A 22,766-nucleotide genomic window follows, 5' to 3' on the forward strand; every position below is an offset into this window, starting at 1 on the left:
GAACCGGACCGGGTGGGGTTCCTGATCGCTGGCGCGAACCCCGTCGCCCGGGCCCTGGGCCAGGCACTGCACGAGCAGGGGGTGCCCGTGCGGCTGTGCGACAGTGACTGGTACAGCCTGTCGCGCGCCCGGATGATGGGCCTGCCCACCTACCACGGCAACCCGGTCTCCGAACATGCCCAGCGTAATCTCGACACCACGGGCCTGGGGCGGTTGCTGGCCCTGGGTGCGCGCGATGAGGCCAATCAAGTGATCACGGCGCGCGCCCGCGACGAGTTCGGCAAGCGCCGGGTCTTCAGCCTGCCCCGGTCACGGGATGCCGGCCAGTCAGAAAAGCATCTGCTGGATGCTGCGTATCGCGGGCGTACCTTGTTTGCCCCGGATCTGGGCTACTGGAAACTATCGGCCCTGTTGGTGGCAGGCGCACGGATCAAGGCGACCCGCTTGACGGACAGTTTCGATTTTGCGCAATACCTGGCTGCCCGGCCAGGCCAGTCCGTGACGCCACTGTTCGCGCTGAGTCCCAAAGGCTATGCGCAGCCATTCACGCTGGACCAGGAATTGCAGCCGGTCGCCGGCTGGACGATCATCGGCTTGCACGAGGGGGGCGATTCCGCTGCGGAGTCGGCGGCCGCGCCTGCGCCGGAGGCGGCATGAAGCCCCAGGCTGCCGGAACGCCTGCAGCCGTGGCTGCCGGGCCGGAACACGGAGCGCCCGGGCGTCGCCTGTTCTTTGCGCTGTGGCCGGATGCCGAGGATGCCGAGATCCTGTCCGGCTGGGCGCGCCGGGCCCATGCGCTGTGCGGCGGGCGGGTCATGCGGCCTGATACGCTGCATTTGACCTTGGCTTTTCTGGGCGCAGTGCCTCATGAACGGGTCGCGGATCTGGTGGCCCTGCTGGACGAGGCGACACTGATGGGCGGCATGCTGCGCCTGGATCGCTATGGGCGCTTCCGGGGCCCCCGGATCGTCTGGGCCGGCCCGACGACACCGGCACCCTGGTTGAACGCGCTGCATGGGTGGCTCTGGCGGGCGCTGGTGCGGCGGGGATTCGACCGGCCGGCCGAGCCGTTCCGTCCGCATGTATCGCTGTTGCGGCGTGCGGGGCCGGGCGACCTGGATGCGCTGCCGCCGCCCGAACCCCTGGACTGGACGCCGCGCCGCTGCGTACTGGTCGCCTCGGCGCCGCGCCCGGAGGGGTCTTGCTACGACATTCTGGCCGAGCGCTCGTTGCGGACCGCCTGAGCAGCGGGCGGTGTCCAGGATTGCGGGACCCCGTCAGCTGCCGATCACGCCGCCGTCCTTCTTCCAGATTACGACGGTTGCGGGGCGTGGCCGTGTCGCCTGCGGGCCATCCGGCCAGGACGAGGCCGAAAGCGGCGCCGCCTGGGCTTCGTCCAGATCCGGACCTTCGCCCGGGTGCTGGATGTTGACGAAGACGAAGCGCTGGTCCGGCGTCCAGGTGATGCCGGTGACCTCGCAGCCCTTCGGGCCGGTCAGGAACCGGCGCAGTTCACCCGAGACCGGGTCGGCGACCAGCATCTGGTTGTTGCCCTGGCCTTCGTAGTCGCCGCGGTTCTTGTAGTTGCCGTCGGTCAGGACCCACAGGCGGCCCTGGGCGTCGAAGCCCAGGCCGTCGGGGCTGTTGAAGGTATTGTCAGCAGAGATGTTGGCCGATCCCCGGCGCGGATCACCGTCCGTGTAGCGGGTCGGATTGCCGGCCAGGGCGAAGAGATCCCATTCGAACACCGTGCCGCGCGGGTCCCGATCCGCTTCGCGCCAGCGCACGATATGGCCGTAGATGTTCTTGTCGCGCGGGTTGGCGGCATCTGCGCCGGGGTGCTTGGGGCCGTCCGGCCAGCGCGCCTTGTCGCTGCCGCGATCCGTGTTGTTGGTCAGGGTCGCGTAGGCTTCGCCGGTGCGTGGATGCACGGCGATCCATTCTGGCCGGTCCATGGGCGTGGCGCCCACGGCGTCGGCGGCCTGGCGCGTGTGGATCAGCAGTTCGCCCAGATTCTCGTTGAAGCGCTCGCCCAGGCGGCGGCCTTGCGTGTCCAGCGTGTCCAGCGTCAGTGGGATCCAGGCGCCCTTGCCGTCGGCGTCAAAGCGCGCCGCGTACAGGGTGCCTTGCTCCAGCAGAGTCCGGTTGCTGGCGGCGCCGGGCCGGTACGCGCCTTCCGAGACGAACTTGTAGATGTATTCGCTGCGCTGGTCATCGCCCATGTAGACCACCACCCGGCCATCCTGGGCAAGCGTCAGGGCGGCGTTTTCGTGCTTGAAGCGGCCCAGGGCCGTCAGCTTGCGAGGCGCAGCCGAAGGGTCAAAGGGGTCGATTTCGACGACCCAGCCGTGGCGGTTGTATTCATTGGGTTCCTGCGTCCAGTCGAAGCGGACGTCGTGCGTATCCCAGGCGTATTCAGGATCGGACGCCTTGCTGCCGCCTTTGTAGCGCTGCATGTGCCGCCGGTAGTCCTCGTTCGGATAGTCCGCCTGTTCGGGCGCGCGGCGGCCCGTGCCGAAATAATCGGTGAAATTTTCCTCGCAGGTCAGGTAGGTGTTCCAGGGCGTCCAGCCGTTGCCGCAGTTGCCGAACGTCCCCAGCACCTGGGTCCCGCCGGGGTCTGCCTGTGTGCGCAGCAGGGGGTGGCCGGCGGCGGGGCCGGTGATGTGGATGGGGGTGTTGGCGTGGATCATGCGGTTGTAGGGGGAATCAGGCACCCGCTGCCAGCGGCCCTGCGCGTCCAGGCGGATGTGGACGACGGAGACGCCCTGCGCGTGCTGCGCCTTGCGGATCCAGTCCAGATTCCAGCCGGTCCCGCCGGGCTGCACGCCTTTGGGGAAGAAATAGTGGGGCGTGACGTATTCGTGGTTGGTCACCAGCAGGCCCTCGGTGCTGCTGCCCGATACGCCGTCCTGGCCGTCGATGGGAAAGAAGTGCAGGCCGTCATGGTTGTAGCCAAACTGCATGGCCTGCGCCGCGCTGTCGTCGCTTGCGTCGCTCTTGAAGGCCGGTGCGCCGGCGGCCAGCGGGTCGCCCCAGCGGTTGATCACGGCATGGGCATAGCCTTCGGGCACGACCACGGTGTCCGCCGTGCTCATGGGGACCGCCTTGAATCCCAGCGTGGCCGGGTGGCGGGTTGCGGCGTCGGCGGCCAGCGCCTGGGCAGCGGGCAGCAACCCGCCCAGGAAGCTCACGGCGCCCAGGCCCAATCCGCCCTTCAGAAAGCGGCGGCGGCCATCCAGGCGCGCCAGCAGCTGGTCCAGGGATTCGGCCGTCGAGGGATTGGCGGGGATGTCGTCGAGATCGAAATGTTTCATGGTTTCAGCGGCTCCGCAGCAGTTCCGGGGTCCGCAGCAGCACGAATTCGTTGTCGTCCTGTCGGTTCGGTTCCCGGCTGGATGAAAAGGGGAAGTTGTTGTCGTTGCCGACGATGATGTGGTCGGCGTCCACGACATCGACGTTTTCGATGGTGAAGAACGGAAACTGCAGCACGCCGTCCGTCAGGGGTTTGCGTGCCTTGCGGTCCGGATCCTGGATGGCGAGCAGGTCCACGTAGGCCAGTTTGCGGACTGCCTTGCCCACGTTCGCTTCCGAGAATTCGATTTTGTAGACGCGCTTGAAGCGGGGCAGGTTCGAGAAGCAGGTTTGCGTGTCGGCACCGGGTGCGCAGGCCTTGTCGGGAGTGCCTTCGCCGTTGTCGCGTTCGATCACCAGGCCGGTCGTGGTGTCGATCATGTTGAAATCGCCGATGGCGTGTTCTGTGCCTTCCAGGGGATAGAGCCAATACCGGCCGGTCCAGCGCTCGTCCGCCACGCTGAATTCCAGGATACGCAGGACCGTCTTACCATCCACCTGTTCCCAGGTCTGGGTCTGTTCATTCCAGAGGGGGCCTTCGAGCAGTGGATACAGGAACTGGCCGTCCCTGGATGCCGCCATGCCTTCGAAACCCTTCGAGCGCTTGAGCGTCACGTCCCGATAGGTCTGGCCCGGTGCGCCGGGTGTGGCGACGGCGTGGTGATCGGGTGAACGGACGATGCGGCCGTCGATCTGGGTCTCGAACAGAGCCAATACCTTGCCCGAGCGATCGGTCTTCAGCAGGTAGGGGCCGAATTCGTCGCCGATCCAGAAATGTTCGCCGATCGGCTGGAAGCTTTCGGTGTCCAGATCAGAACCGGTCAGGTAGCGTTCGGCGCTGTCTTCATGGATGATGCGAAAGGGGATTTTCCGATCCGGGTCGCGCAGGAATACCGTGTCCTGTGGCGCCAGTGTGCCGGCTTGCCAGTCGACGCGATACCGGTTCAGGTACAGCATGGCGTCCATGGAATTCGCCTTGCTGCCAAAGCCATTGTCGGTCAGGACCCAGACAGTGCCGTCGGGCATGACCTTGACGCCCGAGTGGCCCTGGCGGACCTGGCCCGTGACCGGCAGGGCGATGCCGGTGGGGCGTTCGGCCGATCGGCCCATGACCGAACCCAGGGCCTCGACCCGGACCCCGCTGGTGTATTTGCCCGAGACCTTCAGGTCGGCGGGTGCATCGGCGGGCGGCGCCACGAAGCTGGCGGCCCGGAGCACGGCATGGCCCTGCAGAACGGCAGGCACTGCCTGTTGGGCCATGGCGGTCCAGGGCGCGCAGCCGATCAGCGCGGCCAGAATGGAGAGGCGGAGCAAGGACATGGGGGCTCTTCCTGTGAAGCAAGGGGAGGAGCCCGCAGTCTAGGCAAGGGAGATGACAGGAATATGTCGCTGTCCGTGCATGTGCTGGTCTTCAGCGGCCGGGCCGGCGTGCCGGGGGGCGGATGCCGACCTTGACGTCCAGCGTCAGGGCGCGGCCCTGGCGCAACAGCGCCAGCCGGGTCGTCGAATCCGCAGGCAGCGGCGCCAGCCGGTTGACCAGATCGTAGGCGTCTTCCACAGGCTGGCCGTCCAGCGAGCGGATGACGTCTCCGACCCGGATTCCGGCGCGCGCCGCCGGGCCACCGGGCAGGATGCGGGCGACGATGGCGCCGTGTGTATCCTGCAGCCCGAAGGCCTGCGCCAGGTCGGGGGTGATGTCCTGGGGTTCCAGGCCCAGCCAGCCGCGCCGCACGCGGCCATGTTCCAGGATCTCATCCAGAATGTGGTGGGCCGCTGCCGCCGGGATGGCGAAGCCGATCCCCAGTGATCCTCCGGTCTCGGAATAGATCGCGGTGTTGATCCCGACCAGTTCGCCGCGTGCGTCGATCAGGGCGCCGCCCGAATTGCCCGGATTGATGGCGGCATCGGTCTGGATGAAATCTTCGTAGGTGTTCAGCCCGAGACGGTTGCGCCCCACGGCGGACACAATTCCCTGGGTCGTGGTCTGGCCGACCCCGAACGGGTTGCCGATCGCCAGCACCACGTCGCCCACCTGGACCGATGGGGTGGGGTCGAAGGTGATCACGGGCAGGTCGGGCAGATCGATCTTGAGCACCGCCAGGTCGCTTTCTGGATCGGCGCCGATCAGTTTCGCAGCGGATTGGCGACCGTCGCGCAGTCGGACCTCGATGGCATCGGCGGCCTCGATCACGTGGTAGTTCGTCAGGATCGTGCCATCGGCCCGCACGATTACGCCCGAACCCAGGCTGGTGGCGGCCTCGCGCCGCGTGAACCCAGGCAGGCCGCGCAGGAAGCGTTCCAGTTGCGGGTCGGCCGGCAGCGTCAGCAGCGGCACGTCCACGTGCTTGGTGGTATAGATGTTGACCACCGACGGCGCGGCCCGCGCCACGGCGGCGGCATAGCTGAAGGGCGCAGCGCCGTCCGGATGGGCGGCGGGTGCGGAGACGGCCGGCGCGGGCCCCGCGCTCTGCGAGCCGCCCGGCAGCCAGTGTGGCCGCAGGGTGGCCACCAGGAACAGGACCCCCAGACAGGCCGTGACGGTCTGGGCAAAAATCAGCCACAATCGTTTAATGGACATGGAATGACTCGCACAAAGGCACATTCATGAGCGTCAGAATTTCCCGCCAGGATCTGGCGGACTGGCTGAGCGATGCGCTGCAGCCGGAACATTTTCGAGATTATTGTCCGAATGGGCTGCAGGTTCAGGGGCGCGATGAAATCCGTCGCATCGTCACTGGCGTGACGGCTTCTCAGGCCCTGATCGATGCGGCTGTGGCACGCGATGCGGACGCCATCCTGGTGCATCACGGCTGGTTCTGGAAGAACGAGGACCCCTGCATTTGCGGCCCCAAGCATCGCCGTCTGTCGACCCTGATGGCACGCGAGATCAACCTGTTTGCCTACCACCTGCCCCTGGATGCCCACCTGGAATGGGGCAACAATGCCCAGTTGGCGAGGCTCATGGGCTGGGTGCCGGACGTCCGCCCCGATGGTGCGCCCCGGCGCTGCGGGCCGGATGACCTGGTCTGGTTGGGCGCACCTGCCCAGGAATCGACGGTCGGCGCACTGGCCGCCGATCTGGCCTGCCGGCTGGGCCGCGAACCACTGGTCATCGGCGACCCCGGGCGCCGCGTGCGGCGGCTGGCCTGGTGCACGGGCGCTGCCCAGGGCATGATGGACGCCGCCTTGGCGGCGGGCGCGGATTGTTACGTCAGTGGTGAAATTTCCGAGCCCACCGTGCATCTGGCCCGCGAGACGGGCGCGGCCTACATCAGCGCCGGCCATCATGCGACGGAGCGGTATGGGGTCCGGGCGCTGGGCGCGGCCATCGAGGCGCGTTTCGGCGTGCCCTGCGAATTCGTCGACATCGACAACCCGGTGTAGGGCCAGGCCTATTTTTTCAGGGCGTCGCGGATCTCGCGCAGCAGCAGGACGTCTTCGGGCGTGGCCGGGGGCGCTTCGGGGGCCGGTTCGGTCTCGAAGCGGCGCCGGGCGTTGTTCACCAGTTTCACCAGCATGAAGACCACCAGGGCCAGCAGCAGGAAGTTGACGAAAATGGTCAGAAAATGGCCCCAGGCGAACACGACTGCGCCGGCCTTGCTCAGTTCGGCCATTGTCATGGCGCCGGCATAGCCTTCGGGCAGGCGCAACACCCAGAACAGATTGTCGAAATTGACGTCACCGCCAAGGACGAAATTGATCAGCGGCATGAACAGATCGGCGACGACCGAGTCGATGATCTTGCCAAAGGCGCCCCCGATAATGACCCCGATGGCCAGGTCCATCATGTTGCCTTTGATGGCGAATTCTCGGAATTCTTTGATGAAACCCCTGGTTGCGCTCATTTTGCTGTTCCTCCATCCATTTACCCTTCAGGGCGTAACGCTATAATACGCGGTTGAAGATCCTTGTGGGGCCGCGGGTGCGCAGTCCCGCGCACGGGCATCATGTACACAACGCTCCGCCCTCGGGCGGCAACCAGGGATAACAGAATGAGTCAGCATCCGACACAGTCCGACGAGCAGGGCGCAGTCGACCCGAACCTGCCCTCCGATCCTTCGCGCCGCTTCTGGGTCGCATCGGCCTGTACGCTGGGTGGGGCTGCGGGCGTGGCCACGGCCGTACCCTTTGTCGGTTCGTTCGCCCCCTCCGAAAAGGCCCGGGCGGCCGGCGCGCCGGTCGAGGCCGATATTTCCGGTCTGGCCGAAGGCCAGATGCTGACCGTCGAATGGCGCGGCAAACCGGTCTGGATCCTGCGCCGCACCCAGGCCGAAGTCGACGCCCTGTCCAAGCACGACGCCGAACTTGCCGACCCCAATTCCGACCGCCCCGGCTTCACGCCTGAATGGGCCAAAAACGTCTACCGCTCCCGCAAGCCCGAATATTTCGTCTGCATCGGCATCTGCACCCACCTGGGCTGCTCGCCGACCGCGTATTTCCAGCCTGGCGCCCAGCCCGGCTTGCCCAGCGACTGGCCCGGCGGGTGGTTCTGCCCCTGTCACGGCTCGACCTTCGACCTGGCCGGCCGGGTGTTCGCCAACAAGCCGGCCCCAGACAATCTCGAAATTCCGCCCTATGTCTTTTCCGCCGATGGCACTCGCATCACCATCGGCGTCGACGAAGACAACCAGGCCTGATGGACGCTTGCGCCCATCCTTTTGCGATATTGAATTAGGAGCCTTCCATGGCCGATAAAAACGTCGAGACGACCGGGTTGCTGGGCTGGGTGGACCACCGCTTCCCGCTGACCAAAATGTTCAAGGAGCACATGTCCGAATACTATGCTCCGAAGAACTTCAACTTCTGGTACTTCTTTGGTTCGCTGGCGCTGCTGGTGCTGGTGATCCAGATCGTCACCGGGATTTTCCTGGTGATGAACTACAAGCCCGACGCGCGGTTCGCCTTCGAGTCCGTCGAATACATCATGCGCGAGGTCCCGGGCGGCTGGTTCATCCGCTACATGCATTCCACCGGCGCCTCGATGTTCTTCGTCGTGGTCTATCTGCACATGCTGCGCGGCCTGTTCTATGGTTCCTACCGCAAGCCCCGCGAACTGGTCTGGGTCTTTGGCGTGGGCATCTTCCTGTGCCTGATGGGCGAGGCCTTCTTCGGCTACCTGCTGCCCTGGGGCCAGATGTCCTACTGGGGCGCCCAGGTGATTGTGAACCTGTTTTCGGCCATCCCCTTCATCGGTCCGGATCTGGCCCTGTTCATCCGCGGCGACTACGTCGTGTCCGATGCGACCCTGAACCGGTTCTTCGCCTTCCACGTGATTGCCATCCCGCTGGTGCTGATCGGCCTGGTCGTGGCGCATATCATTGCGCTGCACGAAGTGGGTTCGAACAACCCCGATGGCGTCGAGATCAAGCAAGGGCCCAAGGACAAGTACGGCCGCCCCGTGGACGGCATCCCGTTCCACCCCTACTACTCGGTGCATGATGTGGTCGGCGTGGCGGGTTTCCTGATCGTGTTCGCCGCGATCATCTTCTTCGGTCCCGAAATGGGCGGCTATTTCCTGGAATACAACAACTTCCTGCCGGCCGACCCCCTGAAGACGCCGCTGCACATCGCGCCGGTCTGGTATTTCACGCCGTTCTACACCATGCTGCGCGCCACGACCAGTGATTTCACCTGGGTGATGGCTGCCGGCGCTTTGCTGGCCGCCGTGGTGCTGTTCGCCAAGGGCCGGCTCTCGGGCGTCTGGCGCCTGGCCGTGCCCGGCATCCTGATCCTGGTCGCCGTCCTGATGAAGGTCCTGGACGCCAAGTTCTGGGGTGTGGTGTCCATGGGCGGCTCGGTCGTCATTCTGTTCTTCCTGCCGTGGTTGGACCAGTCCCCGGTCAAGTCGATCCGCTACCGTCCCGGTTGGCATAAAGTCCTGTACGCGATTTTCATCGTCGACTTCCTGATCCTGGGCTGGCTGGGCACGCAGCCGGTCTCGCCGGTCGCTACGGTCGTGGGGCAGATCGGTACGGTCATCTACCTGGCGTTCTTCCTGGCGATGCCCGTCTGGAGCCGCTTGGGCACCTTCAAGCAGGTTCCCGACCGCGTCACCTTCCGGGCCCACTGAAGGCCGAACCACTGACTGTCATGGAAAGATCATGCTGAAAAAACTGCTCGGTGTCCTGGCCCTGTCCTTGACCTGCACGCTGACGTTCGCCGCCGAAGGCGGCGTCCATCTGGACCGTGCCCCTGACCGCATCACTGACCTGGCGGCCTTGCAAAATGGCGCCAAACTGTTCGTCAACTACTGCCTGAACTGCCACAGTGCCAATTCCATGCGCTACAACAAGCTCATGGATCTGGGCCTGTCGGAAGACGACATCAAGAAAAACCTGCTCTTCACCAGCGAAAAGGTCGGTGATCTGATGACGATCTCCATGACTCCGGAAGACGCAAAGAAATGGTTTGGCGCCGCGCCGCCGGATCTGTCCGTGATTGCCCGCGCCAAGAACACGTCTTTCGGTCCGTCCGGCGTAGACTACATCTACACGTATCTGCGCACTTTCTACCGAGACACGACCAAGAAGACCGGCTGGAACAACGTCGTTTTCCCCAGCGTCGGCATGCCCAACGCGCTCTGGGAACTCGAAGGCCCGCGCAGCTTTACCGACATCGAGGTCCATCAGGTCACCGATGACCAGGGCAATGCGCATTGGGAACGCACCACCACAGTCTACGATGCGGCGGGTATTCCGACCGTCAAGACCGAGACCCTGCAGGACTATACGGGCGAGGCCACACGCGTCACGCGCTTCGAATCCGCCGACCCCAAGGCCTTCAGCAAATTCGAGAGCGACGTGGCCGACCTCAGCAATTTCCTGGGCTGGATGGCGGAACCCGGCCAACTGGTGCGCAAGCAGATCGGTGTCTGGGTGATGTTGTTCCTGTTCCTGTTCCTGTTTGTCGCCATCCGCATGAATGCGGCATACTGGAAGCACGTCCGTTAACGGTCGGCCACTCCCCACGGGGATCATGACTCTCCGGCCGCAGGGGCCGGGATGCCAGCCAGGCGTTGCGACGCCTGGCTTGCGCTTTCAGGCCCCTGCGTGTTCTTCGTCTTTTTTTGCATTGGAACCCACGACATGATGGTGCTCTATTCCGGGACGACCTGCCCCTTCTCGCAACGCTGCCGCTTCGTGCTGTTTGAAAAGGGCATGGATTTCGAAATTCGCGATATCGACTTGTACAACAAGCCCGAAGACATCGCGGTGATGAATCCCTACGGCCAGGTACCCATTCTGGTCGAGCGCGATCTGGTTCTGTACGAGTCGAATATCATCAATGAATACATCGACGAACGTTTCCCGCATCCGCAACTGATGCCGGCTGATCCGATCATGCGGGCCCGCACCCGACTGTTCCTGTACAACTTTGAAAAGGAACTGTTCGTGCATGTGTCCACGCTGGAAAACCGCAGCGTGACCGACGAAAAAACACGCGATGCGGCGCGCGCCAATATCCGTGATCGACTGGCCCAGCTGGCCCCCCTGCTGGTCAAGAACAAGTACATGCTGGGCGAAGAATTCTCCATGCTGGATGTCGCCGTCGCCCCGCTGTTGTGGCGCCTGGGCCATTACGGCATCGAACTGCCCAAGAGCGCCGCCCCGATCCAGAAGTACGCCGAGCGGCTGTTTTCGCGCCCGGCCTATATCGAGGCCCTCACCCCGTCTGAAAAGGTCATGCGTCGCTGAACATGCAGGAATCCTCGACCAAGCCGTATCTGATCCGTGCACTGCATGAATGGTGCACGGACAATGGCTATACTCCCTACCTGGTCGTCACCGTCGATGAAAACACCGTGGTGCCGCCCGCACATGTCCATGACGGCCAGATCACATTGAACATCAGCCATCTGGCCACCAATCGCCTGACGCTGGGCAATGAATACATCGAATTCGAGTCCCGTTTCAATGGTGTGGTGGAACACCTGTACATCCCTGTGGGGGCGGTCTCGGCGGTGTATGCCCGGGAAACCGGTGCCGGCATGGGATTCGAGGTCGTGGCCTCGCGCCCGTATCCCGGCGGCGACGATGACCCGAAGCCGCCGCACGCACCGGCGCCTGATGTGTCGGTTTCGCCAGATGGTGGCCCGGACACGCCCAGGCCATCTCATCTGAAGATCGTCAAATAAGGGCGCCTGAGTCCTGTAGAATGACGATCCTTGGCCGGCTTAGCTCAGTTGGTAGAGCAGCTCACTTGTAATGAGAAGGTCGGGGGTTCGACTCCTCTAGCCGGCACCATTTCGATATCTGCGCAAACGCCGCCCCTGGAAACAGGGGGCGGCGTTTTTCGCTGATGATTCCGACGAAGTGGATCAGTTTCAACCGATGCTGCCCTTTGTCTGCCGGACTGAATATTACAAATGTGGTATTCACTGCACTGGAAACAGGTTAACATGCGGAGCTACATTTGCGCTGGTGGTTATGGCGATGCCTACATAGCGATCCGGCGGGCGGCATCCGGATGGCATCCGGACAGCATGTGGACGATGAATCAACAGACTATTTCACTCGATTCGGCCTTTTCCCGGCCGATCGTTCAGGCGATGTGGGTCGCGCTTGCCGCGTTCCTGCTGGTGCTGGCCAGCCAGTTGGCCCTGCCGGCTTTTGCCCGCTCGCTGGTGTGGCCTGCGAATGCGGTGCTGGTGGGGCTGTTGCTGCGGCGCGGGGGGCCGCTTCGCATACTGTCGTGGGGGTTGCTGGGTGCCGGACTGTTCCTGGCACACCTGAGCCTGGGCGTGGCGCTTTCCTGGGCGGTGATCGACAGCCTGGCAGATCTGGCGGGGATCAGGCTTGCCTGGTGGATCCTGGCGCGGTTCTGGCCGTTGGATAATCTGCGCGCGCCCCGGGCTGTCGTCCGGATGCTGCTGGCCGGTCTGGCGGCATCTGCGGTCACCGTGGTGTTCGGCCGGTTCGCGCATGCCGAGGCGGATTTTGCTGCAGTGCCTCTGGAAACCATCATCAGCGGTGTACTGGGCCAGTGGCTGGGCTATGGCATCTTTCTGCTACCCGTCCTGTTGCTGCCGGGTGGGACGCTGCCTGGACTCGATCGCCGCCTGCGGGATCGCATTTCGCTGCGCCATCTGGGGGACTGGTCCGCGTGGATACCTGGGCTCCTGCTGGCGATCAGTCTGCTGTCGTGTTTTCTGCTGGGCGGGCCCGGCGCCCTGCTGCTGCCGTTTGCGGCCCTGTTGTACGGCGCGTATGCCTGTCAGCAACGGACGGCGGCCTGGCTGGGGCTGTTGTCGGCCCTGTGTATTCTGTTCGGGTTCGATGCCGGCTGGGCTCGGGTACCGGACAATCTGCTGCTCCTGTCCGCCTGGGGGCGGGTGTCACTGCAGATGGGGATCCTGCTGCTGGTGGCCGTGCCGTTGCTCGTGTCCAGCGCACTGGCCGCGCGCAGTGATCTGATCACATCCCTGAACCGCGCCCTGGATCACGACGATCTGACACAGGCCCTGTCCCGTCCGGCGTTCATGCGGGGCGCCCAGGAATATCTCCAGCGGATTCCGCCCGCCCCGTACGGCAATGGGCTGATGATGCTGGACATCGATCATTTCAAGCAGCTCAATGACCGCCATGGCCATGCGGCCGGGGACAATGTGCTGTGCGAGTTCACGCGCATCATTCGCGAGGCCATCCGTCCCGAGGATCTGTTCGGACGGCTGGGTGGCGAGGAGTTCGGTCTCGTGCTGCCCAACTGTTCACTGGTGGAAACGGCAGAGGTTGCGGAACGGCTCAGGGTCTGTGTGGGCCAGATCCAGCTTTACCACGACAGCGACGAACCCTTGCGGATCACGGTCAGCATCGGGGTGGTGCATCATCGGCAGGGCCAGTCGGCCGACCTGGACCAACTGTTGTTGCAGGCTGATCAGGCGCTTTACCGGGCCAAGCGCCAGGGCCGCAACCGTTATTGCGTCCACGGCGCCGAGGCCGCCAGCACTTCGGGTGATCCATCCCAGCTGCGACAGTCTGCCTGAACGCGGGGATCAGTTCTGCCATTCGTGCCGGCGAATGGGGCTGGTGCGTGCCGGGCCCGGCCGCTGGATTCAGCCCCGTGCGCGCAGGATCTGGGCTGCGGCGATCGCGAAATAGGTCAGGATGCCGTCGCCGCCAGCGCGTTTGAAGGCCAGCAGGGATTCCATCATGACTTTGTCGTGGTCCAGCCAGCCATGGGCAGCCGCCGCCTTGATCATGGCGTATTCGCCGCTGACCTGGTAGGCGTAGGTGGGCATGCCAAAGGCATCCTTGACCTCACGCAATACATCCAGATAGGGCAGGCCGGGCTTGACCATCACCATGTCGGCGCCCTCGCGGATGTCAGCCGCGACTTCGCGCAGGGCCTCCAGGCGATTGGCGGGGTCCATCTGGTAGGTGGCTTTGTTGGACGCCCCCAGGTTGGCGGCGGAGCCCACTGCGTCGCGGAAAGGGCCATAGAAGGCGCTGGCGTACTTGGCCGAATAGGCCATGATGCGGGTGTGGATGCGGTCCTGGGCGTCCAGCGCCTGGCGCACGGCGCCGATGCGTCCGTCCATCATGTCGCTGGGGGCGACGATATCGGCACCTGCCTGGGCATGGGTCAGGGCCTGGCGCACCAGCATGGCCACCGTGGGCTCGTTCAGCAACTGGCCGTCCGCGTCGATCAGGCCATCCTGGCCATGGCTGGTGTAGGGGTCCAGGGCCACGTCGGTCAGCACACCCAGTTCGGGGAAATTCGATTTCAGCAGGGCCACGGTGCGCGGGATCAGGCCGTCCGGGTTGGCGGCCTCCAGGCCGTCCGGTGTTTTCAGGGACGGATCGATGTGCGGAAACAGGGCCAGCACCGGAATGCCCAGTTCCAGGCATTGTTCGGCCGTGCGCAGCAAGGCGTCGGGGGATTGCCGCGCCACATCCGGCATCGAGGCAACCGGGTCGTGCACATCGCGGCCTTCGCAGACGAACACGGGGTAGATCAAATCATCGGTCGACAGTGTGGTTTCGCGTACCAGGCGGCGGGAAAAATCATCGCGCCGGTTGCGGCGCAGGCGCATGGTGGGGAAATCGGCGGGGGGCAGGAATGCGGTCATGCGGGACTCCGTGAAACACTGATCGGATGTGGAGACGAGAGGGAGTTGGATGGCAGGCGGGTGCGGGTTCAGGGCACGGCCTGGGGCGAGATCCAGTTTTCGATATGGGCGGTGGCCTCGTCCAGGCCGATGCGATGGGTGGCGGAAAAAGGCAGGGCGGTCAGCGTGCCGATGTCGGCCAGGTCCTTGCGTGCGCGGGCAGCGGCCTGGATGCGCTGGCCGTAGGGCAGTTTGTCGGCCTTGGTCAGCAGGGCCAGGGTCGGCAGGCCGCGCAGGGCGATCCAGCGGGCCAGACGACGGTCCAGGTCGGTGACGCCGCGGCGGATATCGATCAGCAGCACCACGCCGGCCAGGCTGGGGCGTTCGTGCAGGTATCCGCCCAGGACTTCGGCCCATTCGTCCCGGGCCGCACGGTCTACCGCAGCGTAGCCGTAGCCGGGCAGGTCCACCAGAAAGCCGAGCCAGGCGTCCGGCGTGAGCGGGTCGGGGATGCCGAACAGGTTGATCAAGCGAGTGCGGCCGGGTGTCTTGCTGGAAAAGGCGAGCCGCCGCTGATTGGCCAGGACATTGATGGCCGAGGACTTGCCGGAATTGGACCGGCCGACGAAACAGACCTCGGCCGTGGTCGGTGCAGGCAGCTGGTCCAGCCGGGCGGCGGACACCGTGAACCGGGCGCGATGGAGTAAAGACACGAGGATGCAGGCTCGACAAGGGGGCGATGTGAAGCCTATTGTATAATTTCGCGTTGAACGTTGCCGCGCATCGTGTGTCCCGGGCGGATAAGATGCCGGTCCTTTCAGGCGCCGGCCTCCGGCGTCGCGAACGAATCACCACCGAGGATCTCATGAAGCGTGCGCTTTCCAGTGTGTTCATGGCCGGCAGCCTGATTCTCGCCGGCGCCTTGCCCGGCCTCGCTCATGCCGCAGATGCGGCTCAGCCCGACGCCAAGGCGGGCGAGCAGTTGTTCGTCAATGGCGATCTTTCGCGTGGCGTGCTGGCCTGTATCACCTGTCATGGTGAAGGCGGCAACAGCACCATCCCCATGAATCCCAATCTGGCTGCGATGCCGCATGAATACATCGCCAAGCAGCTGCGCGACCTCACGCCCCAGGGTGGCAAGCCTGCCGTGCGCACCGGCGCCGACGGCGCGCCGTCCGTCATGTCGGCCATTGCCCCTACCCTGACGCCCCAGGACATCCAGAACGTGGCGCTGTACCTGTCGCAACAGAAAATGGACTGGGACAAGGCCGGCACGGCCACGAACGAATCCTCGATGGACCGTGGCCAGACCATCTGGCGCGCCGGCATCGCCAGTCGCCAGGTTCCGGCCTGTGCGGCCTGCCATTCGGCCAATGGCGCTGGCCTGCCGGCAGAATATCCGCGCTTGGCCGGCCAGCATCCCGGATACCTGCTGGACCAGCTCAAGCTCTTCCGTTCGGGCGATCGGGCCAACGACGTCATGCATGACATCGCCGATCGCATGAACGACGCGGATCTGGCGGCCGTTGCCGATTACGCGGCCGGTCTGCGCTAGGAAAAAACGCCCGGATCGGTCGAACGCGGCAAGCGAGGGCCGATTCGGATGTTTTCGGCGATTTCCCGGTCGCGTTCAGGGTCTTGGAGGGGTTCCGGCGCGTGCGGGTGTATTGTTAAAACTTAAAAGATTTGGATCGAGGGGGCACGCGCGAGCGCACCCCCTGTTTTTTTACCTCTGGGTCGCCGTGGTGTCTTCTTCCCGTTCTCGTGCCTTGGGCGCTGATCTCATCGAACTCCTGGGTTCGATGCGCTTTGCCATCAGCCTGCTGGTGTTCATCTGCGTGGCCAGCCTGATTGGCACCGTACTGCCCCAGAACCAGGGGGCCAACAGCTATATCGACCAGTTCGGTCCGTTCTGGTTCGCGGTCTTCGACCGTTTTGCCATCTGGCACGTCTACAACAGCGTGTGGTTCCTGCTCATCATGGCCTTCCTGGTGGTGTCGACGACCTTGTGCGTGTTGCGCAACGCGCCCAAGATGCTGCGCGACATGCGGTCGTTCCGGGAATACGTGCGCGGCTCCAGCCTCAAGGCCTTTCACCATCGCGTCGAACTCGGCAGCGCCTGGACGCCTGACCAGGCCTGTGTCGAAGTGGGCGCGCTGCTGCAGTCCCAGGGCTTCCGTTATCGGGTGCGAGAGGATGGCGACAGCCGCATGGTGGCCGCCAAAAAAGGCGCAGCCAACCGCCTGGGCTATCTTTTCGCGCATGTGGCCATTGTCGTGATCTGCCTGGGTGGGTTGCTGGACAGCGAACTGCCGGTGCGGTTGCAGACCTGGTTGCTCGACAAGCAGCCGGTGACGGGCAATATGCTGATTTCCGAAGTGCCCGAGTCCGGGCGGCTGTCGGCGCGCAATCCCAGCTTCCGGGCCAATATGCTGGTGCCCGATGGCAAGCAGAGCAGCGTGGGCATCGTGACGGTGGGCCAGGGGGTTTTGCTGCAACCCCTGCCTTTCACGTTGAAGCTCAATAAATTCCACATCGATTACTACGAAACGGGCATGCCCAGCGATTTTCGCAGCGATGTGACGGTGACCGATCTGGTGACCGGTGCAACTTTCGATCGCACGATTCAGGTGAACGAGCCGCTGCGCTATCGGGGCGTCACGGTCTACCAGTCCAGTTTCGATGACGGGGGCAGCAGCCTGCGGCTGAAGGCCTGGCCGCTGCGCGGCCCGAGCGCGCTGCCGGTGGAAATTTCCGGGATGGTCGGGCGCGAATCCAGACTGCCGGCCAGCCTGGGCGGCCTGATAGTGGATTACACTGGTCTGCGCGTGATCAACGTCGAGAACATGGGCGATGGCCAGGATCCGCAGCCGGCCGATGTGATCGAGCACGTGGCGGCCGTGACCGGCAGCGCGGCGCGGCCGCGCAACGATGGCCTGCGCAATGTCGGCCCCAGCGTGCAGTACCGGCTGATTGGCGCCGATGGCCAGGCGCACGAATTCAATCAGTACCTGCTGCCGGTGCAGATCGATGATGCGCCGGTGTTCCTGCTGGGCGTGCGCGACAACGAATCGCAGCCGTATCGCTATTTGCGCGTCCCGGTCGATGGGCAGGGGACCATGGATGAATTCATGCAGTTGCGCGCTGCGCTCGATGATGCCGGGTTGCGCGACCAGGCTGCGCGGCGGTTCGCGGATCGCAATGCACCCGAGGGCGAACAGCGCGAACTGATGTTCCAGGCCGCGCGCGGGGCTTTGCGCACGTTCGCGCGCGACGGATTCAATGGCATCGTCGATGCCGCGCCGGTCGATCAACGTGAAAAGATCCTGAATTTTGCCGTGCCCATGATTCAGCTCAGCCTGACCGAACTGCGCGACCTGGCGCGTGCCCGCAATGGCCTGCCGGCGTTCGATCGCCAGGGGCCGGATGTGGAACGCGAACTTCAGTGGATGCGCCTGGCCGTGCTGGCGCTGGCGACACTGCCGGATTATCCTGCCCCTGTGGCTTTGCAGCTGACCGGCTTCGATCAGGTCCAGGCCAGTGTCTTCCAGGTTGCGCGCAGCCCCGGCAAGACCATCGTCTACATTGGCTGCCTGTTGCTGGTGCTTGGCGTGTTCTCGATGTTCTACATCCGCGAACGCCGCGTCTGGGTGTGGATCCGGCCGCAGGACGGGGGCAGCGCCTGGCTGGCGGCCATGACGACCCAGCGGCGGACCCTGGATTTCAACCACGAATTCGAACGGCTGCGGGATGCCCTGCGCCGCCTGTCCGGAGGACATGATCATGACGTCTGATTCCATCGCCGCGCGGACTGCGGCTGCCTGGCCCCAGGCCATGAATGCCAGCGGCGACCGCCGGGGTCGCCGGGGGCGGCCCGACTGGACCGATTTCGCGTTTTTCCTGCTGCTTGCGGCGGGCGCTGGCCATGTGCTGACGGAATACAGCGCGTTCATGGATGACTACGAAAAACTGATCCTGATCGGTTCGGTTGGGCTGTTCAGCTGGATGGGCTGGCTGTGGCGCCCGCTGCGCACCCTGATGGTGGCCACCGGCCTGACGGCGCTGCTGGCGATCTGGCTCTACAGCCCCACTGGCGTGCTGCTGCAAGGCGATCTGTCGCGGGCCGAGAGCGTATTCCTGCTGAAATACCTGATTTCATCTCAGTCGGCCATTCTGTGGATGTGCGCCCTGTTTGCCTTGGCGACGGTCTGTTACTGGATTGGTTTCGCCAGCCGCACGGCCGCCTGGCTGGGCACGGTGCTGACCTGGGCGGCGGTCTACGCCGGGGTGACCGGGCTGCTGGTGCGCTGGCGCGAAGGCCATCTGCTGGGCCCGGATATCGGCCACATTCCCGTCAGTAATCTGTACGAGGTCTTCGTCCTGCTGTGCCTGATCACGGCGCTGTTCTACCTGTATTACGAACGCCGCTATGCCACGCGCGCCCTGGGGGGGTTCGTGCTGCTGGTCATCAGTTCGCTGGTGGTGTTCCTGCTGTGGTATTCCTTTACCCGGGACGCCTACCAGATCCAGCCGCTGGTCCCCGCCCTGAAGAGCTGGTGGATGAAACTGCACGTGCCGGCGAACTTCATCGGCTACGGCACCTTCAGCCTGGCGGCCATGGTGGGCTTTGCCTATCTGGTCAAGTCCCACGGCGAGACCCGTACCTGGAAGCCGCTGCTGCCGGTGTTTTTCCTGGGGGCGGTCCTGTGCGCCGAACCGCTGATTTTCGGTTCGCGCGAACTGTCGGCGACCTGGATGCTGTATTTCGGCATCGGTGCACTGATCGTGGGCACGATCCTGGCCTTCCGCTCGCCGATCGCCCGCCGGCTGCCTTCGCTGGAAATCCTGGACGACATCATGTATCGGGCCATTGCGGTGGGCTTTGCCTTTTTCACCGTGGCCACGATCCTGGGAGCGTTGTGGGCGGCCGATGCCTGGGGCACCTACTGGCAATGGGACCCTAAGGAAACCTGGGCGTTGATCGTCTGGCTGAACTATGCCGCCTGGCTGCACATGCGCCTGATCAAGGGCCTGCGCGGCGCCATGTCGGCCTACTGGGCGCTGGCGGGCCTGCTGGTGACCAGCTTTGCCTTCCTGGGCGTCAACATGTTCCTGTCGGGCCTGCACTCGTACGGCGAACTCTGAGCCCGCGCGCTATGTCAGGCGCCGCCCGCTGATTTCCTCGATGTAGGCGCGGGCGGCGGGGTCTGCGACCAGTGGCAGGATGTTGTCGCAGGCCAGGATTTCCAGCGGTGGGCGCGATCCCGAAATAATGTAGCCCTGGACGTAATCCACGCCCATGTCGGTCAGCGCACGCAGGGTGGCGACGTCCTCGACCCATTCGGCGATGCACTCCATGCCCAGGTTGTGGGCCAGATCCACGATGCTGTTGACGATGGCGATGTTGGTCTCGCTGGCCAGCATGTCGCGGATCAGGGAACCGTCGATCTTGATCATGTCGGCCGGCAGTTCCTTGAGATAGGAAAACGAGGTGTAGCCTGCGCCGAAGTCATCCAGCGCCACGCGGGCGCCCATGCGCTGCAGCCGCCGCATGAACTGGCGGGTGCGTTCCAGATCCTGCAGGGCGACGCCTTCGGTGATTTCCACGCACAGGCGCCGGGTGAACTGCGGCTGCTGGTTCAGGATGCCGAACAGGATGTCGATGAAGCGGTCGTCGTTCAGCGAGACCCCGCTGAGATTCACATTGACCTGGCGTGTCTGGCCGAGTTTCAGGTGATGCCTGGACATCCAGTCGAGCAGTGTCGTGAACACCCAGCGGTCGATGGTGGCCACCATGCCGCTGTCTTCTGCGGCCTGGATGAGTTTGCCGGTCTGGAGTGGGCGCGAACCGGTGCTGCGCACCCGCAGCAACGCCTCGAAGTTGAGGGTGCGCAAGGGATGGCGCAGCGACATGATGGGCTGCATCTCCAGGAAAACGTCCTCGGATGTGCCGGTGCTTTCCAGTTGTTCGAACAGATGCAGTTCGTCGATGTGGTCGAACAGTTCGTGGGCGTTTTCCTCGTACAGCACGACGTCCTGGTGCTGCTTGCGGGCGTCCCGGCAGGCGCGGCTGGCGGCGGCGATGGCGTCCTTCGGGGTCATGCTGCGGTCGATGTCGATCAACCCCAGGGCGCTCTTGAGCTGGAAGGCCCGTTCGCCGATGTACAGGGCCGAGCCGTTCAGGCTTTCGATCATGTCCTGGGCCGTGCGACGGGCCTCGCTGGCCCGCATCCCCGGAAACAGGATGATGAATTCGTCATTGCCGATGCGTCCCAGGGACTGGTTGTCGGACAGCGAGTATTTCAGACGTTCGCAGACCATCTGCAGCAGCGTATCGCCGGTCGAATGGCCAAACAGGTCGTTGACGCGCTTGAGATGATCCAGATCCAGGAAGGCCAGGGCGCAGGGGGTGTCGGATTGCTGCAGGGTTTCGATGGCCTGCTGCATCGCTTTTTCGATGCCGCGGCGGTTGAGCGTGTCGGTCAGGGGATCGTTGTCGGCCATCAGGCGCAGCTTGCGGATGGTTTCGGCCCGGGCGCTGATGTCCTGCAGGGAACCCTCGATACGGCTGCCCACCAGGGTGGCGCGCAGCAGGAAATTGCGGGCCGGCGCATTGGGCGCCGCCTGGATGCGCTGGATTTCGGTGTCACGACCCTGTTCCGTGGCCACGGCAACCTCCAACCAGTCGACTTGGGGGAAAAAGTCGCTCCAGGCGAGCGCATGCAGGTCCAGGTCGTGGGGGATATCGAGGATGTCGCGCGCGTTCGGGTTGAGGTGCTCGAAATGCCGGGTCGCGCCAAGTGTGAACAGGCCCAGCGGGGTGAGCGTGTCGCGGGCGATCAGATCGTTGCGCTGACGCAGCCGGGTCTGGCGGTCTTCGCGGATCTTGTCGGCGGTTGCCAGGGCGATCAGCAGGTTGCTGAGCAGCAGCGCTGCCGCGCCCGGAAACGGGGCGATCAGGTCGGCGCGTCCCAGTCCGATCAGGATCAGGCCTGCCAGCAGGACCGTCAGGGCCAGGCCGACGCCGGCCGTATGCCAGAACTGCTTGCGGGTATTGAAGCGGAACAGGCCATGAACCAGCGTGACCGTGACCAGTGCTGTCGCCAGCCAGGTGGCGAGAAAGGCCGTGAGCCGGAGCCAATCGTAGGACAGCACCAGCAGCGCCAGCAACAGGCAGATGGCGCTCCATCGGCTGACCAGGCGCAGGCGGCGCGTCACGGCGGCATCCAGGCTGGGCTGGAACAGATTGGTGAACAGCTGGACCGTCAGGATGTAGTAGACCAGGACGGTCAGCTTGCGGACCCAGGCCAGCACATCGGGCGGGATGAGCATACCCAGGAACTGGTGATCCCAGCCCAGGACCCAGGCACCCAGGCGCAGGTTGCAGAGTATCCAGCAGGCCATCACCGTGTAGGGCCGTTCGCCCATGGTCAGGGCAATGATGAGCAGGAAGGCGGCCAGTGTCAGCAGGCCGCCTTCCAGCAGGCCGATGGCCTGGGCGGTGTGCGTGGTCGTGGCGGACAGTTCGTGGCGCTGCCAGCGCTCGATGGCAAGCCGGGCGGGCAAGGGCAGTTCCAGCCGGCACAGGGCCTGGTTCGCCGTCGAAGCGTTCGGCAAGCGCATCTGCTGGCCGAGCAGGCCGCTGTGGATCGTGAGCGCCTCCAGGCGCGCAGCGGACTCGTCGCCGGGCTGGACCAGCCAGCACTCGGGGGGGACTGCCGGATGAACGGGCAGCAGCAGGGCCCAGCGGTCGGCCGGGGGATGATTCGAGCGGTCGGGCAGGTCGGCCAGCAGCCAGGCCGGGCCAGCGGGGGCGGCCTCGGTCAGCCGGGTGGGGCGTTGTTGGAGTTGTTCCAGCGCCCGGACCGGATCGAGTCCGGCATCAGGGTGCAGAAAGCGGGCCGTCAACGGCTGGCCGGAGGCTGGGGTGTAATGGGGTTCCAGCAGCAGTGATGCGGCCAGCCCCAGGCCGATCAGGATCGGGATGCCGACATACAGAATGAATGACCAGATGCGTCCAGCGGTGGAGCGGGGGGACTGGCTGGTCGAACGAGAGAGAAGCGTCTTGATTGCCATGAAACGAGGGAAAGAGACAACAGGCCGGTTTCGCGACGCACAAGCCGGGGCTATGGGGCATTGACGTCTGGCAGGGTAAGAAGTTTAGGGGCGGTGGGGGATGCGCTCCTGGGCGTAGAGTTCCTGGATCGTTTCGCGGGGGCGGACCAGCCAGGAATCCTGTCCGTCGACCAGGACCTCGGCGGCGCGGGGGCGTGTATTGTATTGGCTGGACATGGAGAAGGCATAGGCGCCTGCGGACAGGATGGCCAGCAGGTCGCCTTGTTCCAGGGGCAGTGCGCGGCCACGT

General features: G+C 64.6%; 19 protein-coding genes, 1 tRNA gene and 1 pseudogene. 13 read left to right on the forward strand and 8 right to left on the reverse strand.

Annotated elements, in window-relative coordinates:
• Both RBR29_RS04440 and thpR read left to right on the forward strand, forming a co-directional pair.
• Window positions 1–657 (forward strand): NAD-binding protein (locus RBR29_RS04440; RefSeq protein ID WP_320347650.1); only part of this gene is annotated, 657 nt, incomplete at its 5' end.
• On the forward strand, window positions 654–1,244 hold the full coding sequence (thpR, locus tag RBR29_RS04445; protein ID WP_320347652.1) for an RNA 2',3'-cyclic phosphodiesterase: 591 nt from the start codon (window positions 654–656) through the stop codon (window positions 1,242–1,244). The genes RBR29_RS04440 and thpR, both read left to right, overlap by 4 nt.
• Window positions 1,245–1,277: 33 nt before the next feature.
• Here thpR and RBR29_RS04450 read toward each other — a convergent pair whose 3' ends face one another.
• The 3 genes from RBR29_RS04450 to RBR29_RS04460 all read right to left on the reverse strand — a co-directional run bounded on the left by RBR29_RS04450 (window position 1,278) and on the right by RBR29_RS04460 (window position 5,932).
• Window positions 1,278–3,317 (reverse strand): PhoX family phosphatase, encoded by a 2,040-nt coding sequence (locus tag RBR29_RS04450; RefSeq protein ID WP_320347654.1) that lies wholly within the window; start codon window positions 3,315–3,317, stop codon window positions 1,278–1,280.
• Between the two features lie 4 nt (window positions 3,318–3,321).
• Complete coding sequence (locus RBR29_RS04455) at window positions 3,322–4,674, reverse strand: esterase-like activity of phytase family protein (protein WP_320347656.1); 1,353 nt, start codon at window positions 4,672–4,674, stop codon at window positions 3,322–3,324.
• A gap of 91 nt (window positions 4,675–4,765) precedes the next feature.
• A complete protein-coding gene (locus tag RBR29_RS04460) occupies window positions 4,766–5,932 on the reverse strand; it encodes a trypsin-like peptidase domain-containing protein (protein ID WP_320347658.1) in 1,167 nt (388 codons plus the stop codon).
• Between the two features lie 26 nt (window positions 5,933–5,958).
• Here RBR29_RS04460 and RBR29_RS04465 point away from each other — a divergent pair, with 26 nt between their 5' ends.
• A complete protein-coding gene (locus RBR29_RS04465) occupies window positions 5,959–6,738 on the forward strand; it encodes a Nif3-like dinuclear metal center hexameric protein (RefSeq protein ID WP_320347660.1) in 780 nt (259 codons plus the stop codon).
• Window positions 6,739–6,746: 8 nt separating this feature from the next.
• On the opposite strand, the gene mscL is transcribed toward RBR29_RS04465, so the two are convergent.
• Complete coding sequence (mscL, locus tag RBR29_RS04470) at window positions 6,747–7,199, reverse strand: large conductance mechanosensitive channel protein MscL (protein WP_320347662.1); 453 nt, start codon at window positions 7,197–7,199, stop codon at window positions 6,747–6,749.
• Between the two features lie 147 nt (window positions 7,200–7,346).
• Between mscL and petA the strand changes: the two genes are divergently transcribed.
• From petA to RBR29_RS04505, 7 genes are all read left to right on the forward strand, one after another.
• Window positions 7,347–7,991: a ubiquinol-cytochrome c reductase iron-sulfur subunit gene (petA, locus tag RBR29_RS04475; protein WP_320347664.1), complete on the forward strand. Its 645-nt coding sequence runs from the start codon at window positions 7,347–7,349 to the stop codon at window positions 7,989–7,991.
• A 47-nt stretch (window positions 7,992–8,038) separates the two neighbouring features.
• A complete protein-coding gene (locus RBR29_RS04480) occupies window positions 8,039–9,424 on the forward strand; it encodes a cytochrome bc complex cytochrome b subunit (protein ID WP_320347666.1) in 1,386 nt (461 codons plus the stop codon).
• 31 nt (window positions 9,425–9,455) lie between these two features.
• Window positions 9,456–10,304 (forward strand): cytochrome c1, encoded by an 849-nt coding sequence (locus RBR29_RS04485; protein WP_320347668.1) that lies wholly within the window; start codon window positions 9,456–9,458, stop codon window positions 10,302–10,304.
• A gap of 135 nt (window positions 10,305–10,439) precedes the next feature.
• Window positions 10,440–11,048 (forward strand): glutathione S-transferase N-terminal domain-containing protein, encoded by a 609-nt coding sequence (locus RBR29_RS04490; protein ID WP_320347670.1) that lies wholly within the window; start codon window positions 10,440–10,442, stop codon window positions 11,046–11,048.
• A gap of 2 nt (window positions 11,049–11,050) precedes the next feature.
• Entirely contained in the window at window positions 11,051–11,488 is a 438-nt protein-coding gene (locus tag RBR29_RS04495; protein WP_320347672.1) for a ClpXP protease specificity-enhancing factor, read from the forward strand.
• Between the two features lie 33 nt (window positions 11,489–11,521).
• Window positions 11,522–11,597 (forward strand) — tRNA-Thr (locus RBR29_RS04500).
• Window positions 11,598–11,845: 248 nt separating this feature from the next.
• The gene (locus RBR29_RS04505) at window positions 11,846–13,336 is read left to right on the forward strand and encodes a diguanylate cyclase (RefSeq protein WP_320347674.1); all 1,491 of its coding nucleotides are present in this window, start codon (window positions 11,846–11,848) and stop codon (window positions 13,334–13,336) included.
• A 69-nt stretch (window positions 13,337–13,405) separates the two neighbouring features.
• Here the strand turns inward: RBR29_RS04505 and hemB are convergent, their stop codons facing one another.
• Both hemB and yihA read right to left on the reverse strand, forming a co-directional pair.
• Window positions 13,406–14,422: a porphobilinogen synthase gene (gene hemB / locus RBR29_RS04510; RefSeq protein WP_320347675.1), complete on the reverse strand. Its 1,017-nt coding sequence runs from the start codon at window positions 14,420–14,422 to the stop codon at window positions 13,406–13,408.
• A 68-nt stretch (window positions 14,423–14,490) separates the two neighbouring features.
• Entirely contained in the window at window positions 14,491–15,114 is a 624-nt protein-coding gene (yihA, locus tag RBR29_RS04515) for a ribosome biogenesis GTP-binding protein YihA/YsxC (protein WP_320347677.1), read from the reverse strand.
• Window positions 15,115–15,266: 152 nt separating this feature from the next.
• On the opposite strand from yihA, the gene RBR29_RS04520 reads away from it, so the two are divergent.
• The 3 genes from RBR29_RS04520 (at window position 15,267) to ccsB (ending at window position 19,546) form a co-directional block, all read left to right on the forward strand.
• Complete coding sequence (locus RBR29_RS04520; protein ID WP_320347679.1) at window positions 15,267–15,956, forward strand: c-type cytochrome; 690 nt, start codon at window positions 15,267–15,269, stop codon at window positions 15,954–15,956.
• A 247-nt stretch (window positions 15,957–16,203) separates the two neighbouring features.
• Window positions 16,204–18,195, forward strand: coding sequence for a cytochrome c biogenesis protein ResB (locus RBR29_RS04525; RefSeq protein WP_320347685.1), 1,992 nt, complete (start codon window positions 16,204–16,206; stop codon window positions 18,193–18,195).
• Window positions 18,185–19,546, forward strand: a complete 1,362-nt coding sequence (gene ccsB, locus RBR29_RS04530; protein ID WP_320347681.1) for a c-type cytochrome biogenesis protein CcsB — start codon at window positions 18,185–18,187, stop codon at window positions 19,544–19,546. Before RBR29_RS04525 ends, ccsB begins: the two co-directional genes overlap by 11 nt.
• Before the next feature lie 9 nt (window positions 19,547–19,555).
• Here ccsB and RBR29_RS04535 read toward each other — a convergent pair whose 3' ends face one another.
• On the reverse strand, window positions 19,556–22,477 hold the full coding sequence (locus tag RBR29_RS04535) for an EAL domain-containing protein (RefSeq protein WP_320347683.1): 2,922 nt from the start codon (window positions 22,475–22,477) through the stop codon (window positions 19,556–19,558).
• A gap of 84 nt (window positions 22,478–22,561) precedes the next feature.
• A pseudogene (locus RBR29_RS04540) lies at window positions 22,562–22,766 on the reverse strand (diaminopimelate decarboxylase); the annotation flags it as partial.

The sequence above is a fragment of the Castellaniella sp. genome (genome assembly GCF_034007085.1).
GTDB lineage: Bacteria > Pseudomonadota > Gammaproteobacteria > Burkholderiales > Burkholderiaceae_B > Castellaniella.